15 protein-coding genes and 1 pseudogene are annotated in these 14,453 nt (G+C 68.6%); 10 read left to right on the plus strand and 6 right to left on the minus strand.

What is annotated here, in order from left to right; genetic code table 11:
• Positions 1–240: 240 nt before the first annotated feature.
• From ABZV42_RS29070 to ABZV42_RS29080, 3 genes are all read right to left on the minus strand, one after another.
• Complete coding sequence (locus ABZV42_RS29070) at positions 241–1,374, minus strand: NAD(P)/FAD-dependent oxidoreductase (RefSeq protein ID WP_356054282.1); 1,134 nt, start codon at positions 1,372–1,374, stop codon at positions 241–243.
• Positions 1,375–1,433: 59 nt separating this feature from the next.
• Positions 1,434–3,032 (minus strand): acetolactate synthase large subunit, encoded by a 1,599-nt coding sequence (locus ABZV42_RS29075; protein WP_356054284.1) that lies wholly within the window; start codon positions 3,030–3,032, stop codon positions 1,434–1,436.
• Positions 3,033–3,430: 398 nt separating this feature from the next.
• On the minus strand, positions 3,431–4,720 hold the full coding sequence (locus ABZV42_RS29080) for an FAD-dependent monooxygenase (RefSeq protein WP_356054286.1): 1,290 nt from the start codon (positions 4,718–4,720) through the stop codon (positions 3,431–3,433).
• Positions 4,721–4,902: 182 nt separating this feature from the next.
• Here ABZV42_RS29080 and ABZV42_RS29085 point away from each other — a divergent pair.
• Positions 4,903–5,506: pseudogene (locus ABZV42_RS29085) on the plus strand (NADP oxidoreductase).
• Positions 5,507–5,690: 184 nt separating this feature from the next.
• Positions 5,691–5,840, plus strand: a complete 150-nt coding sequence (locus ABZV42_RS29090; protein WP_356054288.1) for a hypothetical protein — start codon at positions 5,691–5,693, stop codon at positions 5,838–5,840.
• Positions 5,841–6,123: 283 nt separating this feature from the next.
• Here ABZV42_RS29090 and ABZV42_RS29095 read toward each other — a convergent pair whose 3' ends face one another.
• The gene (locus ABZV42_RS29095) at positions 6,124–6,582 is read right to left on the minus strand and encodes a MarR family transcriptional regulator (protein WP_356054290.1); all 459 of its coding nucleotides are present in this window, start codon (positions 6,580–6,582) and stop codon (positions 6,124–6,126) included.
• 61 nt (positions 6,583–6,643) lie between these two features.
• On the opposite strand from ABZV42_RS29095, the gene ABZV42_RS29100 reads away from it, so the two are divergent.
• The 6 genes from ABZV42_RS29100 (at position 6,644) to ABZV42_RS29125 (ending at position 10,670) form a co-directional block, all read left to right on the plus strand.
• On the plus strand, positions 6,644–7,012 hold the full coding sequence (locus tag ABZV42_RS29100; RefSeq protein WP_356054292.1) for a VOC family protein: 369 nt from the start codon (positions 6,644–6,646) through the stop codon (positions 7,010–7,012).
• A 111-nt stretch (positions 7,013–7,123) separates the two neighbouring features.
• Positions 7,124–7,534 (plus strand): NAD(P)H-binding protein, encoded by a 411-nt coding sequence (locus ABZV42_RS29105; RefSeq protein ID WP_356054412.1) that lies wholly within the window; start codon positions 7,124–7,126, stop codon positions 7,532–7,534.
• Between the two features lie 181 nt (positions 7,535–7,715).
• Positions 7,716–9,704 (plus strand): ATP-binding protein, encoded by a 1,989-nt coding sequence (locus ABZV42_RS29110; protein WP_356054294.1) that lies wholly within the window; start codon positions 7,716–7,718, stop codon positions 9,702–9,704.
• 39 nt (positions 9,705–9,743) lie between these two features.
• Positions 9,744–9,887: an NAD(P)-binding protein gene (locus ABZV42_RS29115; protein ID WP_356054296.1), complete on the plus strand. Its 144-nt coding sequence runs from the start codon at positions 9,744–9,746 to the stop codon at positions 9,885–9,887.
• Entirely contained in the window at positions 9,884–10,231 is a 348-nt protein-coding gene (locus tag ABZV42_RS29120; RefSeq protein ID WP_356054298.1) for a hypothetical protein, read from the plus strand. The genes ABZV42_RS29115 and ABZV42_RS29120 overlap by 4 nt, the downstream gene beginning before the upstream one ends.
• Positions 10,203–10,670, plus strand: coding sequence for a GNAT family N-acetyltransferase (locus ABZV42_RS29125; RefSeq protein ID WP_356054300.1), 468 nt, complete (start codon positions 10,203–10,205; stop codon positions 10,668–10,670). The genes ABZV42_RS29120 and ABZV42_RS29125 overlap by 29 nt, the downstream gene beginning before the upstream one ends.
• A gap of 436 nt (positions 10,671–11,106) precedes the next feature.
• On the opposite strand, the gene ABZV42_RS29130 is transcribed toward ABZV42_RS29125, so the two are convergent.
• The gene (locus ABZV42_RS29130) at positions 11,107–11,970 is read right to left on the minus strand and encodes a helix-turn-helix transcriptional regulator (RefSeq protein ID WP_356054302.1); all 864 of its coding nucleotides are present in this window, start codon (positions 11,968–11,970) and stop codon (positions 11,107–11,109) included.
• 130 nt (positions 11,971–12,100) lie between these two features.
• On the opposite strand from ABZV42_RS29130, the gene ABZV42_RS29135 reads away from it, so the two are divergent.
• The gene (locus ABZV42_RS29135) at positions 12,101–13,051 is read left to right on the plus strand and encodes an NAD(P)-dependent alcohol dehydrogenase (RefSeq protein ID WP_355984845.1); all 951 of its coding nucleotides are present in this window, start codon (positions 12,101–12,103) and stop codon (positions 13,049–13,051) included.
• 88 nt (positions 13,052–13,139) lie between these two features.
• On the plus strand, positions 13,140–13,403 hold the full coding sequence (locus ABZV42_RS29140; RefSeq protein WP_355984847.1) for a hypothetical protein: 264 nt from the start codon (positions 13,140–13,142) through the stop codon (positions 13,401–13,403).
• Between the two features lie 208 nt (positions 13,404–13,611).
• On the opposite strand, the gene ABZV42_RS29145 is transcribed toward ABZV42_RS29140, so the two are convergent.
• Positions 13,612–13,827, minus strand: coding sequence for a hypothetical protein (locus ABZV42_RS29145; RefSeq protein WP_355984849.1), 216 nt, complete (start codon positions 13,825–13,827; stop codon positions 13,612–13,614).
• Between the last annotated feature and the right edge of the window lie 626 nt (positions 13,828–14,453).

Raw genomic sequence — 14,453 nt, forward strand, 5'->3', positions numbered from 1 at the left:
GGGCAGAAGCCGTCCGTGACGGCATCCTGCCCGCTACACTCCCACCGCTCGACGTTTCCCCAGGTCAAGCCACGAAGTACTGCTGGAGTACTAGGTCCTGCGCGAGCACGAACCGGAGTACGTACTGCTCGACGGGAGACCCTCATCAGATCACCAGCCCCGGCGGCAGGCGTAACGACCGACCGCCGTGGGGCGGCCAGACCGACGCCTGCCGCTCACGATCGCGGACCCGTGGACCCTTCACTCGGTCGACTTCAGGCCGGTGAGCAGGTTGAGCAAGCCGGCGGGGGCGTTGTCGCCGAAGATGAGCCGGTGGTTCCTGTCGGATTCGGTGGCGAAATGGGCGCTGCGGGAAAAGAGAGCCTGCTCGTACTCGGCGAGGGCGGCTTCGATGTCATGGGGGTGTGCCGTGATGGCCTTGCCGAGTTCGGCGCCGTCGAACATGGCGAGGTTGGCTCCCTCCCCGGCGAACGGTGACATCAGGTGGGCGGCGTCGCCCAGCAGCGTCACTCCGGGAACGCGGTCCCACCGGTGGCAGATCGGTAGGGCGCTGATCGGGCGCGGGGCGAGAGCGGTTTCCCCGTCAGTGATCAGTGCGGTGAGCTCGGGTGCCCATCCCGAGAATTCTGCCGCAACCTGGGCCGCCGCCGTTTCGGGACTGGCGAGGATGGCGGTGATCCATTCCTGCGGCTTGGTGAGCGCGACGTAGGTGTGAAGAACGGCGTGGGCCTCTCGATGGCCAAGGATCCCCTTGCCGGCTGTGACGGCGAACAGTGAACCGCCGCCGGTGGCCTTGGCTGCTGCGGGGTGGCGTTGGTCGGCGTCGTACAGGTAGGTCTCGATGAACGAGGTGCCGACGTACTCGGGCTTCGCGTCGGAGAGCAGCGGCCGGACCTTCGACCAGGCGCCGTCCGCGCCCACGAGGAGGCTGGTCGTCACGGTCGGCCCTACGGCGAACGCCAGCTCGTGCCTTCCGCCTCCCAGGGGGCGGACACCGGTGACCTTGTGTCCCCACTGGATCATCTCCTTCGGCAGCGAGTTGAGCAGGATCCGGCGCAGGTCTCCACGGAGCACCTCGGGACGCCCGCCCGTGCCGTCGTCGGGCTGGTCAAGCAGGACCGCGCCGTGCTGGTCGAGCACGCGCACGGCCTGGCCGCCTTCGTGGATGATCGCGCGGAACTCGTCGGTGAGGCCGGCCGCTTCGAGGGCGAGCTGCCCGTTGTACTCGTGGAGGTCGAGCTGGCCGCCCTGCGTGCGGGCCTCCGCCGACGTCTCGGCTTCGTAGAGGGTCGCGGGGATGCCGTGTTGGTGCAGGACCCGGGCGAGGGTCAGGCCGCCCAGCCCGGCGCCGATGATCGTGATGGGAGTGGTCATGGTGGTTCCCTTTCGACCGGACAGTCGACGTCTTTGGCTGTCGCCAATCCGGACGATGTTCAGGTCGGCTGGAGGATTACCTCGATGAGGTGTGGTCCGGGTGTGGCCAGCGCGGTGGAGAATTGTTCGGCCAGTTCGGTTGTGCTTGCAGCCCGCGTCGCGGGGACGCCCATGCCGGTGGCCACGGCGGTGAAGTCGATGTCGGGTCGGCTGAGGTCGAAGAGGGCGTTGGCGGCCGGTCCGGCTCGGCCGCCGCCGACGCGGTCCAGTTCGGCGCGCAGGATTGCGTAGGAGCGGTTGTTGAGTATGACGGTGGTCACGTCAAGCTTTTCGCGGGCCTGGGTCCATAGTCCGGAGATGGTGTAGAGCGCGCTGCCGTCGGCTTGCAGGCAGACGACGGGCCGTTCGGGACATGCAATGGCTGCGCCGGCGGCAACGGGGATGCCTTGCCCGATGGCGAGGCCGGTCAGGCCCAGTACGTCGTGTGGTGCAGAGTTGGCGGTCGCCGGGAAGAGGGTGTTCATTCCCTCGGTTATGGACTCGTCGACGATGACCGTTTCCGGTGGGAGCAGGGCGCCGATGACTTGTGCCCAGTTGCCTGTGCGCAACGGCTCGTCCGCGATTGGAGGCGGAGCGTCTTGCGCCGGCAGCACTGCGCGGGTGCCCGGCGCGACGATGTCTGCCAGTTCGCTCAGCGCGTCGATGACATCGAATCCCTCTTCGGGGACCAAGTGGTGCACTCGCGTTCCCGGTGGAGTGAGAAGGCCCGGACGGCCCGGATAGGCGAACGATGCCACTGGTTCGCGTGCTCCGACCAGGATCAGGTGCTTGATGCCTGCCAGTTGCTGGTTGACCGTTTCAGCCCGGTAGCCCAGGGGCTGGATCGCTGGTACGTCTGCACCGCGCCGCAGCCGGGCGGGCCAGGTTGGGCAGAAGGCGGCGGTTCCGGTGGCTTTCTCTATCCGGGCGCCAGCTCGCAGGCCGCGCTCACCCAGTCCGGCTCCGTCGATCAGCAGCGCGACGGGCTCGGGACCGGCGACCAATGCAGCTGTGGTTTCCACGTCTGCGCGGGTGACGCGACGCAGTGGCGGTGCCGGGAGGTGTGGCGCGGGCGGGGCGCTCTCTTCCCAAGAAAGGTCGGCGGCGATGATGAGTGTTGAGATCGCGCCGGAGGTGCCGGTTCGTGACCGGTCCGGGGCGCCGGGCACCCCGGCGCTCATCGCTGCCGCCACGGCTGCGGCGGTGTCGGAACCGATGTGCGCCGAGGTCATCGGCCGGCGCACCCAGTTGGAGACCGTCGCGGCTGCGGCATCGATGTCGGATTCCAGGGGCGAGTCGAGCTCCTTGTGCGAGCGGGCGTGGTCGCCTATGACGTTGACGATCGGGGTGCGCGCTCGGCGGGCGTTGTGGAGGTTCGCCAGGCCGTTGGCCAGGCCGGGGCCGAGGTGGAGCAAGGTCGCGGCCGACCGGCCGGTCATGCGGGCGTAGCCGTCGGCGGCCCCGGTCGCTACACCTTCGAAGAGGCACAGCACACCGCGCATGGCCGGGTGGCGGTCGAGCGCCGCGACGAACTGCATCTCCGACGTACCCGGATTGGCAAAGCAGACGTCCACGCCGTTGTTGAGCAGGGTGCGCAGGACAGTCTCGGCACCGTTCATAGAAGCTGATCGCCTTCCACTGATCCTTTTGAGCCATGGTGTTCTCGCTGTGGGAGGCCTGATGCTCACACCGCTGACACATCAGCTACGACGCGGGCGTCGGCTGAGGGCCGAGGTGCGATGCCGTCTCTCTCCACGATGTGCCTCGATTGACGAGTTGACGGAGCGGATACGGGTGCGGACCAGGCCGACGGCGTTCGGGAGATGGCGCGGTGACGGCCGGGGTTCGCGTTGCGGGCGTCTGCCGGATCGGCGCCGAGTGTGATCACTCGCGGGCATGCTCCCGAGGACGGCAGGCGTGATCGTCCCCTGAGTTAGGCGACGACTCGGGGATGCCGGCAGCGTGTCGGCGCTCGTACGGGGTTGCGGCGAGTGCTCCCCGTCGATCTTCCCCGCACTCATGCTGCCCGGAGCAACGCTCGCCCGAGCACGGCCGGCCGCAACAGCTTCGACGGCGGGTCGAGCAGAGCCAGGACCCGGATGAGCTGGGCCGCGACCGTCGGGTCGGTAGCCGCCGCGGCCATCAGCCGACTCATCATGGCGCCCTGCATCTTCTGCGTCAGATTCGCGGGTTGTCCCGGCTCACCGACCATCCCCCACGGCGCGGTCAGAATACGAGTCGCCCGGGCGAAGTAGTCCGCGACGACGTCGCGCCGGCCCGCTGAGAGTGTGTCGCGCAGCGTGCGGGCCTCCAGCGCCGCCACCGTCAAGCCCTGCGCGTTGACCGGGCTCAACGAGCACAGCGCGTCCCCGACCACGACCAGCCCGTACGGAAAGCCGGCGAGTTGGTCGTACCGGCGCCACAGGGTCGCGGGAAAACGGTACGCGACGATGTCGCTGAGCGCCTCGGCGGTCTTCAGCGCCGCGACCACGTCGTCCGGGGCCGCCGCGGCAACAAACTCCGCGAATTCGGCCTCGTCGGTCGGTGGGCGCGCGCCAGGACCAGTCCCGGTGGCAGTCAGTATGTGCTGGCCGTCCTCGACCGCCAGCAACAGCAGCCCGCGGCCGTTGGCCTTGACCTCGCCGCCGATGAGCAGTGCCCGGCCGGGCTGAGGCGGGAGCCGGACAAGCCGGCTGGCGTAGGCGACATCGACGTTGACGCGTTGCTCGACGGGACGTTCGTATCCGAGTTGCTGGAGCCAGACCGGGGTACGGCTGCCCCGGCCCATCGCGTCGACCACCAGGTCGGCATTCAACGTCTCTTCGCTGCTGCTGGGCTCCTGCCGCAGGATGCTCACGCCGGTGATCCGCCGGTCATCGCCGATCAGCCCGACCACGTCGGCGCCGAGCACCATCCGCAGGCCGTCCTGGGCGACCAGCCGTCGGCGCAAGTGGCGCTCGTAGAACGGCCGGGTGGCCTGGACGGAGTGCGCACCGACCGGCACCCGCGGCAATTCCTTCCCGCCGAGATAGAGGCGATAGTCCGACAGCACATCCGCCACAATCGCGCCGTCGGCGCTCATCTCGTCCACCAGACCGGGAAAGACCTCGTCGACGACTCGCGCCCCGGCCGGAAGGAGGTTGTGGGCATGCCTGCCCTGAGGGACACCCCGGCGGTACTGGCCGGAGGCTGGGTCGCGGTCGACGACCGTGACCTGCCGGTAGAAGTTGGTGAGCACTGCGGCTGTGAGGAGACCGGCGAAGCCGGCGCCGAGGACGACTGCGTTTTCGTTGTTTTCGTTTGGCACGAGACGAATGCTCGGCGCTCCCTCATGCCCAGAAACAGGTCAAGCGGTGTCCACCTGGTGTCTGTAGACCTCGCGTTCCCACATCCAGTCCGTGATGTGAGCCACCGCCAGGTCCCGGTGCCGGCGGTAGGTGCTGAAGGACAGGTGCAGCCCAGTTGTCGCGAGTCTGCGTTGACGGCCACATGTACGACATCGCCGTACTCGGAAACGGCCGTGTCGCACAGGCCGCGTCGGCGGCAGCCTGGCCGCCGCTCTCACCCGAGCGTGGCATCAGGTGCCCGTGGCGGACCGGGCGCCGCCGCCGACGCCGCCCGGACAGCCCAGATCGTCATCAACGCCACGCCGGGCGCCGGCTCGCTGGACCGGCTCGTGGCCCTGCGCGAGGAATTGCGCGACAAGATCCTCGTCGACGTCTCCAACGCCACCGTCGACGGACCGGACGGACTGCCTGGCGACCCGCTCCACCCCGGCTCAAGCCTCGCCGAACAACTTCAGGAAGCGCTCCCGGAAACACGCGTCGTCAAGACACTCAACGCCATGCTCTTCCCGGTGATGACCGCACCGTCCACACTCGCTCAGGCACCGACCGCGTTCCTCTCAGACGACGATCCTCAGGCCAAGCAGGCCGTCCGTGAACTGCTCACGGGCCTCGGCTGGCACACGGAATGGTTCACCGACCTCGGCGGCATCCGGACCGCCCGCGCCACGGAGGCCGCGATCCTGTTCGCGCCGAACGTGATCCGCTCCAGCGGATTCGCACCCTTCGCGATCTCCATCGCCCGCTGATCCGCACACAGCGCACCGCCCCGGCGGGCCGTATCCAGCGTTGCGTCCAGGAGGGGCCTGTCCCCGCCGCCTTGTCATTCGCGTCGGTGCGTGGCGGCTACCGGCTCGCCCGGCCCTCCTGTGCCGGCCCCTACTGCCCTCACAGGCGTGCGGGGTCGAGTGCCGGATCGGCATCGCGGACGGCTTGGCGGCCGCGCAACTGGCGGCACGCGCGCAGCGGGTCGTCCCGGCCGGCGGGAGCGCCCCGTTCCTGGCGCCGCTTCCGGTGGGGGAGGTCGCGCCGGGCCGACTGGCGGACCTGCTGGTCCTCCTCGGCCTGGTGACGATCAACTAGTTCGGCCGCGCTGTCGACCCGGTGGGTCGCGGACCGGGTCGGGGCCAAGAGCGTGGCGGCGCACCGGCTGGCGCGCGGGCTACAGGCGCGGCCAGTGGTGCCCCGGGCCGCTTGCGCCGACGTTGCGGTCGAGGCGCGCTTCGAGCAGCCGTTCACGCAGGCGGAGCCGCTGGTGTTCGCCGCGCTGGGCTTGGCGCACAACGCATTCTGGGACAGCCAGCACGGTGACCACGCCACAGACGCGCCTGAACCGGCGCGCCGAGGCGTGCACCGGGAAGCGTAGTCATGCGCCGTCATTGTCATCGCGCAGGGAATGGATCATGCTCCGCAGTACTCGGAGCGCGTCCGACCGCTCAGCCTCGGTCAGGCCGGCCAGCATCCTGACTTCGACGGAGCGGACCGCCTTGCTCGCCTTCTCCAGGCTCTCTCGGCCGCGAGGCGTCAGTCGCGCGGGAAGGACCTTCCCGACTGGCGCCTCCGCAGGCCTGGTCACGTAGCCGTCTCGCTCCAGGGTTCGGAGCAGCACGTTCATCGACTGTCGTGTCACGAAGGCGCCTCGTGCGAGCTCGGAGTTCGACAAGCCCGGCCGTTGCGCGAGCAGTTCAAGGCACGAGTAGTGCGTGATCGTCATTCTGAGCGGCCGCAGCACCTCCTCCATGGCTGCGCGCAGGGCACTCGAAGCCTCCTTCAGCAGGTAGCCCAGTGATTTGTCCAGGTCGATGCCGTCCCCGCTTTGACTCATGTCAGTATTTTGACATACCCTCTTGTGTCAGTAAGCTGACACGAAAGCCAAGGAGTCCGCCATGCCCGTCACCGGCCCCGATTTCATCTCGCTCCAGGCGCGCGACCTCGACGCCTCGCAGGCGTTCTACGAGCAGTACCTCGGCCTCGTCCGCTCGCAGGCGGGGCCTCCGCACGCTGTCGTCTTCGAGACGAAGCCGATCGCATTCGCGCTCCGCGACATCGTCCCCGGCACTGACCTCGACTCCGTGCCCCAGCCCGGCATCGGTGTCGCGCTCTGGCTGCACGCCACCGACGTCCAGGCCATCCACGATGCTCTCGTCGCCGACGGCCACACCATCGTCTCCGCACCGATCGACGGCCCCTTCGGTCGCACCTTCACATTTGCCGACCTCGACAGCTACCAGGTGACGCTCCATGACCGTGCCTGAGTCGTCGATCCTGGTCTTCGGGGCCACTGGCTCACTTGGCGACTACGTCCTGAATGCGCTGCTCGACCGGGGGCCGCTCCCGAGTCGATCACCGCGGTCGGTCGAAACCGGCTGCGCCTCGGTGAGCTCGCGTCCGCGGGTCTCAACCCTGTCGCCGTCGACTTGTCCGACTCGGCCGGCGTCGCCGAAGTGGTCACCCGGCACACCGACGTGGTGCTGATCTCCGGCAGCGACCCGAATCGACTCGCTCAACACCTCTCTGTCATCGATGCCGCCAAGAGCGCGGATGTCCGGCACGTCTACTACACCAGTGGCGTTCGAGCCGACGATGACCGTCGCTTTCGCGATGTCCGCGTAGGTGAAGTCCGTGTCGCCGGAGAGGCTGTAGGTGAATTGGCGAGCTTCTTGGTGAATCTCGACGAGACCATCGCCGCGGGGGCGTTCGCGCGTGTCAGCGACGATCTTTCCCGGCTCCTCGGTCGGCCGACGACCAGGCTCGTCGACGGACCGAGGGCGCCATGAGGGGCAGGGGCGGCGGTCAGCCGAGGCGAGCACCGCCCCTGCCGCAGATCCGCGCTTCTGGATCAACCTTCGCCGACGTGATCACCGGGGTCTGGGCGCGGCCTGCTGCCCGTGTGCCTTTCGCTGCCATGGCTGCCATGGCTGCCGGCACGTGCTGTTCGACGATGGGTAGTGTCGCGGTGTGACGATCATCAAGCAGCGGCTGAGTGAGCTACGACGCCAAGCCTTCGCGGGGCGCACCGGTGAGATCGAGCTGTTCCGGTCGATGCTGGGCGCAGGCGGCGTGCTTTACCTTCACGGTCCTGGCGGCATCGGCAAGAGCGCGTTGCTGGATGTTCTGGCCGATGTCGCCGTGACTGCGGGCGCCGATCCGACCACGATCGACGGCCGCGATGTGCCGCCGGTCCCAGGTTCCCTCGAGGCGCACTCCATCAGCGGCCGGGCGGTGCTGCTGCTCGACACCTACGAGCTGCTCGCCCCGATCGACGACTGGGTGCGGGAGGAGTTCCTGCCAGGGCTGCCCGCCGACGCGGTCGTGGTCATCGCGGCACGGCGACCGCCCTCGTCGCGGTGGCTGGCCGATCCCGCCTGGCGCGAGCTGGTTCGGGTCGTCGCGCTGCGCAACCTCGCGCCGCGTGACGGCCGGGCCTACCTGGCGGGGCAGAACGTCCCCGCCGAGTTCCACGAGCGTCTGCTCGACATCAGCCACGGCCACCCGCTCACCCTGTCCATGCTCGTGGACGCGGTACGGCGGGGCGGTGGCGTTCTGCCGCGCACGCTCGGGGATCTGCCCGACGTGGTGCGCAGCTTGCTGACACGCACCCTGGACGATGTGCCAAGTCCGCGCCATCGACTGGCGTTGGAGGTCTGCGCGCACGCCAACGTCATCACCGAGAACGTCCTGCGATCCGTGGTCGGTGACAACGCCGGGGAGCTGTTCACGTGGCTGCGCACGTTGTCGTTCGTCGGGGAGGGTCCGTACGGCCTGTTCCTGCACGACACGGTCCGCGACGTCCTTGACGCCGACCTGCGGTGGCGCGATCCGCAGCGTTACGCCGAGGTGCATCACCAGGTGCGGGCCGACTTGGTCGCGCGGATCCGCTCGGCGCCGGACCCACGCGAGCAGCAACGGCTCCTGGCCGACGCCATCGTCGTGACCTGCCCGCGGACCAGGCTCGCGGCATACGTCGCGGCCGCGCGGCCCGTCGATCACCATATCGATGCGCTGCGGCCGCAAGACACGGCCGCAATCGTTGAGATGACGACCCGGGCTCAGGGTGCGGAACAGGCCGAGCTGGTGGCCTGCTGGATACGGCGCCAGCCCGGAGCCTTCCGGGTCTTTCGCGGACCGGCCGGGGAGCCACGAGGGTTCGGCGCCTGCCTCGACCTGCGCGCCGAGGACCTCGGGGTGGATCCGGGCGTCGACAGCATGTGGCAGTACACCCAGCAGCACGGCGCGGCACGCCCCGGCGAGCACGTACGGGCCTGGCGGTTCTTCCTCGACCGTGACCGTGGGCAGGCCTCATCGCCGTCACTGACCCTGTTCGCCGTGTGCCAGATCCTCGACATCCTCACGCGTGACCACTCCGCCTGGACGTTGGTGGGGGCGTACGCGGATGCCGGACTGTGGGAGCCGACACTCGGCTATCTGGACTTCTGGCCGGCAGCCGAGGCGACGTACACGATCGGGGAGACCACCTACCCGGTCTTCGTCCACGACTGGCGACGCACCGGCCTCACCGAGTGGCTCGAACTCACCGCGGCCCGCGAGGTGGGCGCCCCGGCCCGGCCGGCGCAGCAGCAGTCGGCCGAACTCGTCCTCTCCCAGCCCGAGTTCGCCGAGTCGGTCCGCGCGGCGCTGCGCGATCTGCACGCGCCGCAGGCACTGCGGCGCAATCCGCTGATGCGATCGCGGGTCGTGCGGTCATCCGGCTCAGGGCTCGACGAGCTCCTCGCGATGGCCGCCGAGCCGTTGCGGGCCGACCGCCGCGGCCTGTTCGAGGTGGTCGACCGCACCTTTCTGCACCCGGCCGGCCCGCAGGAGCGCGTGGCCCAGTCGCTGCACCTGTCCTTCAGCACCTACCGCCGGCACCGGGACCTGGCGGTGGCTCACATCACGGACTGGATGTGGGAACGCGAGGTCTACGGGCACAAGGTGGACACCGCTTGACCTGTTTCTGGGCATGAGGGAGCGCCGAGCATTCGTCTCGTGCCAAACGAAAACAACGAAAACGCAGTCGTCCTCGGCGCCGGCTTCGCCGGTCTCCTCACAGCCGCAGTGCTCACCAACTTCTACCGGCAGGTCACGGTCGTCGACCGCGACCCGGCCTCCGGCTTCAGGGTGGAATCATGAATACCGCTGAACCGGAGGCAACTTCTATTCATGACATTTCTCTACAACTGGCTAATCTTCGGGCACACTGGCTCGCCTGGGGCGGATCCGACTCGATCCATGAGGATCTGATCGTTTACCGCAGTGGCCTCCAGCACGGACTGCTCAATGGTGTCCTGAGGCTCAGCGGTCGCAGTGTCCGCGAGGCCGCCGCTGATGCTGAGCGGCAACTGGCCAACTTGCCCTGGCGATGGTGGGTTGGCCCGGACAGCGACGCCGGCGTGGCAGAGGCATTGCGGGAGCGCGGCTACAGCCCGCAACGGCAGCATGCCAATCATGGCAGTCCGACTCGACCGGTTGTCTGAACCGCCTCTGCCCGCCGGCCTCATCATCGAACGCGTCGATGGACCGGACGGTGTGACGGACTACGTCGATGCCTACGCGTCATCTTTCGGAGTCGGCCCCACGCTTCGGAACCTGGTAGTAGACGCTGAATCCAACCTGCGCACCGATCTCGGCCGCCTGATCCGCTTGGTCGGGCGGATTGACGGTCGCGCGGTGGCTACATCGGCCGTGCTGATCAGCAACGGTGTTGCAGGTGTCTACTGGGTCGGGACAGATCCCACCTATCGTGGGCGGGGCATCGGCGCGGCGCTCACGGCGGCGGCAATGGTCATTGGGCGGCAGCATGGAGCATTCGTCTGCACTCTGCAGGCCAGTGACCTGGGCGCGCCGGTCTACCGGCGGCTGGGATTCACACCGGTGAGCGAAGTCGTGCTCTATTCGCCGCCATCGGGACTGTGACGAAGCTGCGTCCGGAAGGTGGCAGTGGGGGCCTGATCCGGCTTTTGAGAAGCCATATCTCAACCGATCATGGAACGGGCGAGCCGAACAGGTTTCCCGCCGGGGTGATCTTCCCGTTGTGCGTGCAAGGCAGGGCCTCTCGGTGGCTCGGGGATGCGAATCTGACCGAGCAGTGCCGGAGGCCCTGGTGTCGTTGTTGTACGCGTCCAGGCGCGGTTCTGGCAGCCGGACGCGCCCCGGTCGAACACGGCTTCGCCCATCTGAAGAACCGGCAGATCCTCACTGAGATCCGCACCGACCCCGCTCAGGCGAGCAGCCTCGGGTGGTGGTCGTCAAGGGTCTGGCGGTGTGCGTGATGGTATTTGATCCTGCTGTGCGGGGCTGAGGCCTACTGGCCGAGATCGAACCGGTCTGCGGGGTTCGATTCTGTGGTGGGTCAGCGGACGTCGAGCAGACCGGCGAGGAGTTGGAGTCGTTCGGCATCCGGGCTGCCCTCGGCGGTGGTGCAGACGATGAGCATGGGGCCGGGGGTGCCGGGCATGGGGTAGGCATCCCAGTCCAGGTTGAGTTCGCCGACCAGGGGGTGGTTGACACGCATCTGGCCGCGGGTCGGTTCCTCGACGTCGTGGCGGGCCCACAGGGCCGCGAACTCGTCTCTGTGGACTACGAGTTCACCCACCAGCTCGACGGCGCGCGGGTGTTCGGGGTCGGCAGCGACCTGGGTGCGCAGCATCCCGATCAGTTCCGCGACCGTGGCCGCTCGTTCCGGGCAGGTCTGGTCGGCCTCGGGATGCAGGAACAGAGACAGCAGGTTCCGCTGCGTCTGGGGTAGCTGTGTGAACTCGCCCAGCAGGGCGCCGACGAGCGGGCTCCAGGCCAGCACGTCCAGGAACCGGCCGACGACCAGAGCGGGTGTGGTCATGGTGCGCAGCAGCCGCCGCGTGGTGTCGGGTACCTCCTCCGCTATGTACGAACGTGGTTGACGGGCCGGGGTTCGCGCGGCGGCGGCGAGGCTGTGCAGGTGCCGGGTCTCCTCGGCGGAGAAGTTCAGGGCGCGCGCGAGGGCGTCCAGGACATGGTCGGAGGGGCGTACGTCGCGTCCCTGCTCCATGCGCTGGTAGTAGTCCGAACTCACCCCGGCCAGCAGGGCCAGTTCCTCGCGCCGCAGCCCGGCGACACGCCGCCGCGGGCCCGGTTCCAGGCCGACGTCCTGGGGCCGCAGCCGGGTTCGGCGGGTGCGCAGAAACTCCGCGAGTTCACGCCGGGGGGCTTCCCTCAGGGCGAGCAAGTCGTAGGTCACCGCAGCAGTATGCCGCGGGCGGGGCCGGCGAGGGTGGGTCTGCCAGACCTAGGAAGAGGGGAACGACCGTGATGTCGCGTCCGGGGTCCAGCATCGGAGGCACCAAAGTCGGTCACGGAAGGACAGCGACATGAAGGCCGTTCAGATCATGAGTTACGGTGCGGCGGACGTCCTGCGCGTCAACGAGGTCGACCGTCCCGCTCCCGGTGCGGGCGAGGTACTGGTGTCGGTCGAGGCGACCAGCGTGAACGGCCACGATGTGATCTTCCGCGCGGGGGAGTTGAAGATGGTGTCGGGACGTCGGTTCCCGATCGGTACGGGGCTGGACTTCGCGGGTACCGTCGTCGAGACCGGCGCCGACGTCCAGGGCTACCGGGCCGGGGACAGGGTGTGGGGCATGGTGCACCCCCGGCAGCGGCACGTCACCGCGGGGGCGGCCGAGTACGTCACGGTGGCAGCGAACCGTATCTCGCATGCTCCGGCGGGCCTCTCGTCGGTCGGCGCAGCCTCCCTGGTCGTGGCGGGCGCCACGGCGCTGATCGCGCTGCGTGACAGCGTGCACGTCGCGGGCGGGGAACGGGTCCTGGTGCGGGGCGCAGCCGGCGGAGTCGGCACCGCCGCCGTGCAACTGGCACACGCGATGGGCGGCCATGTCACCGCGCTGGCCCGCGACCGCCACGCAGAACTTCTCACCGGACTCGGTGCCGACGAGGTCCACGACTACCGCTCCACCACCTCGGACCGGATCGGCCCGTTCGACGTCATCGTCGACACCGTCGGCACGGAACTGCACAGCTACCGGAACCGGTTGGCAAAGGGCGGCCGGATGGTCACCGTCGGACTGTCCCTGTCTGCCCTGGCCGCGATCGCCGCGTCGAGCGTGCACGGTTCCCGCCGCATCCGCACCTTCAGCGCCAATCCCGGCAGCGCCGTGCTGGGCGAGGTGGCCGACCACGTCACCTCGGGTGCGCTGCGTCCGGTGGTCGACAGCGTGTACCCGCTCGCGGACATCGCCGCGGCGCACGAGGCGTTCGAGCGCGGGGGCGTCGTAGGCAAGCACGTGGTCACGGTGTCCGCATGACTCCGTCGTTCTCACGGGACTCGTGATCGGCCCGGTGTGACGGGCCGCCCCGGCCGACGAGGACCAGACCGGGGTCGACGTCTTGGCCGTGGGCCTGCACCCCCGAGCGTGCACCCCGCCCGTCACCTGGTCACGCCTGGAAGGCTGGCAGCTCTCGGAAGACCCCGCCGTGTGGATCGCTTACGGGCGCATCCTGTTCGCCACCGAGCTGCGGCACATGACCCGTGCCCTGGACGAAGTGATGAAACCCCACGCGAAACGCGTCGCCGAGGACGACTGGGTCCGCCTGGTCCTGGACCAGCTCGGCGGCATCCGCGCCTCCCTCGAAGTCACCCTCCGCCTCGAACGTTAACCCCCTACCCGACTCATCCGAACGGCCCGCTGACGTGCGTGAACCCTGCTGTCCATCCGAAGAGGGGCCGATGTCCTGGCCGGATGTCACGGTGGTTGATGCGTGCGTGCGGCGCGACGGCCGGGGCGGTAGCCCCACGGCCGTCACCGACGACGACCCGGCGGTGTGTATCAGGTGACGGATGCTCAGCGATGGCTGAGCCCTTCGGTCAGTCGATGCCTTCAATGATGCGGAAGAGGCCCCCGTGGACGGCCCCGACATCGGCGATCCGGCCACTGGCCTTCTCGATTAGCGAGCGCACTTCGCCCGGCAACTCGGTGATCCGCGGAGTGGGCATGAAGTCCGCAGAAGTACGGGCGTTGGGGCCACGCGCTGTGCGCGGCCCCAACTGGATGGCGTCCCGCCAGGTGGTGTAGCTGATCAACTGCCTGGAATGCGCAGGTCACCGCCGCGTCGACGCGGCTCGGGGCTGTCGGTGGCACGGCCGGCAGGTCAGCCGGGCGTGGTGCGGGACCAGTGTCTCCGCGACGTCGTCGGCACGCGGCTTACCGGAACGCGTCGAGCAAGGTCGCTTACACCACGAGGCGGGGCGCAACCCCCAACTGGATGAACTACATATAGGGGTTGTCCTCGTTGCAGCCAAATCTCGGCGACCACTCCGGCAACAGCGGCTCGATCAGCATCCACAAGTTGTCACCCACGATCCATGGCCGATTACTCACCCCTTCGCAAACAGCCGAATCGTCACATCGGTCACGCCTGACCAAGACACCTCAACAGGATCGCGTTACGAGCTTGGGACTGACACGAAAATAGAGCCAATCGTGCAGGTCAGATCGCTGTAATGGGATCGAAGCGGAGTGTCAGTCAACGTCTTCCTCGAGCAGACCGCGTTCTCGCAGTACATCGAGTCGTGGTCGAGATAGAAGTACTGCCGCCCGGTGAGGGTGTGCCAGGGCTTGAGGCCGTCGACATCGGTGGCACCACGATCGAAGGGTGGTTCGGCGAGTGTCACCCGTTCGCCGCGGCAGCCGCCCGCGCTCCGCCCTG

This window comes from Streptomyces sp. NPDC005281 (assembly GCF_040607495.1).
Lineage (GTDB): Bacteria > Actinomycetota > Actinomycetes > Streptomycetales > Streptomycetaceae > Streptomyces.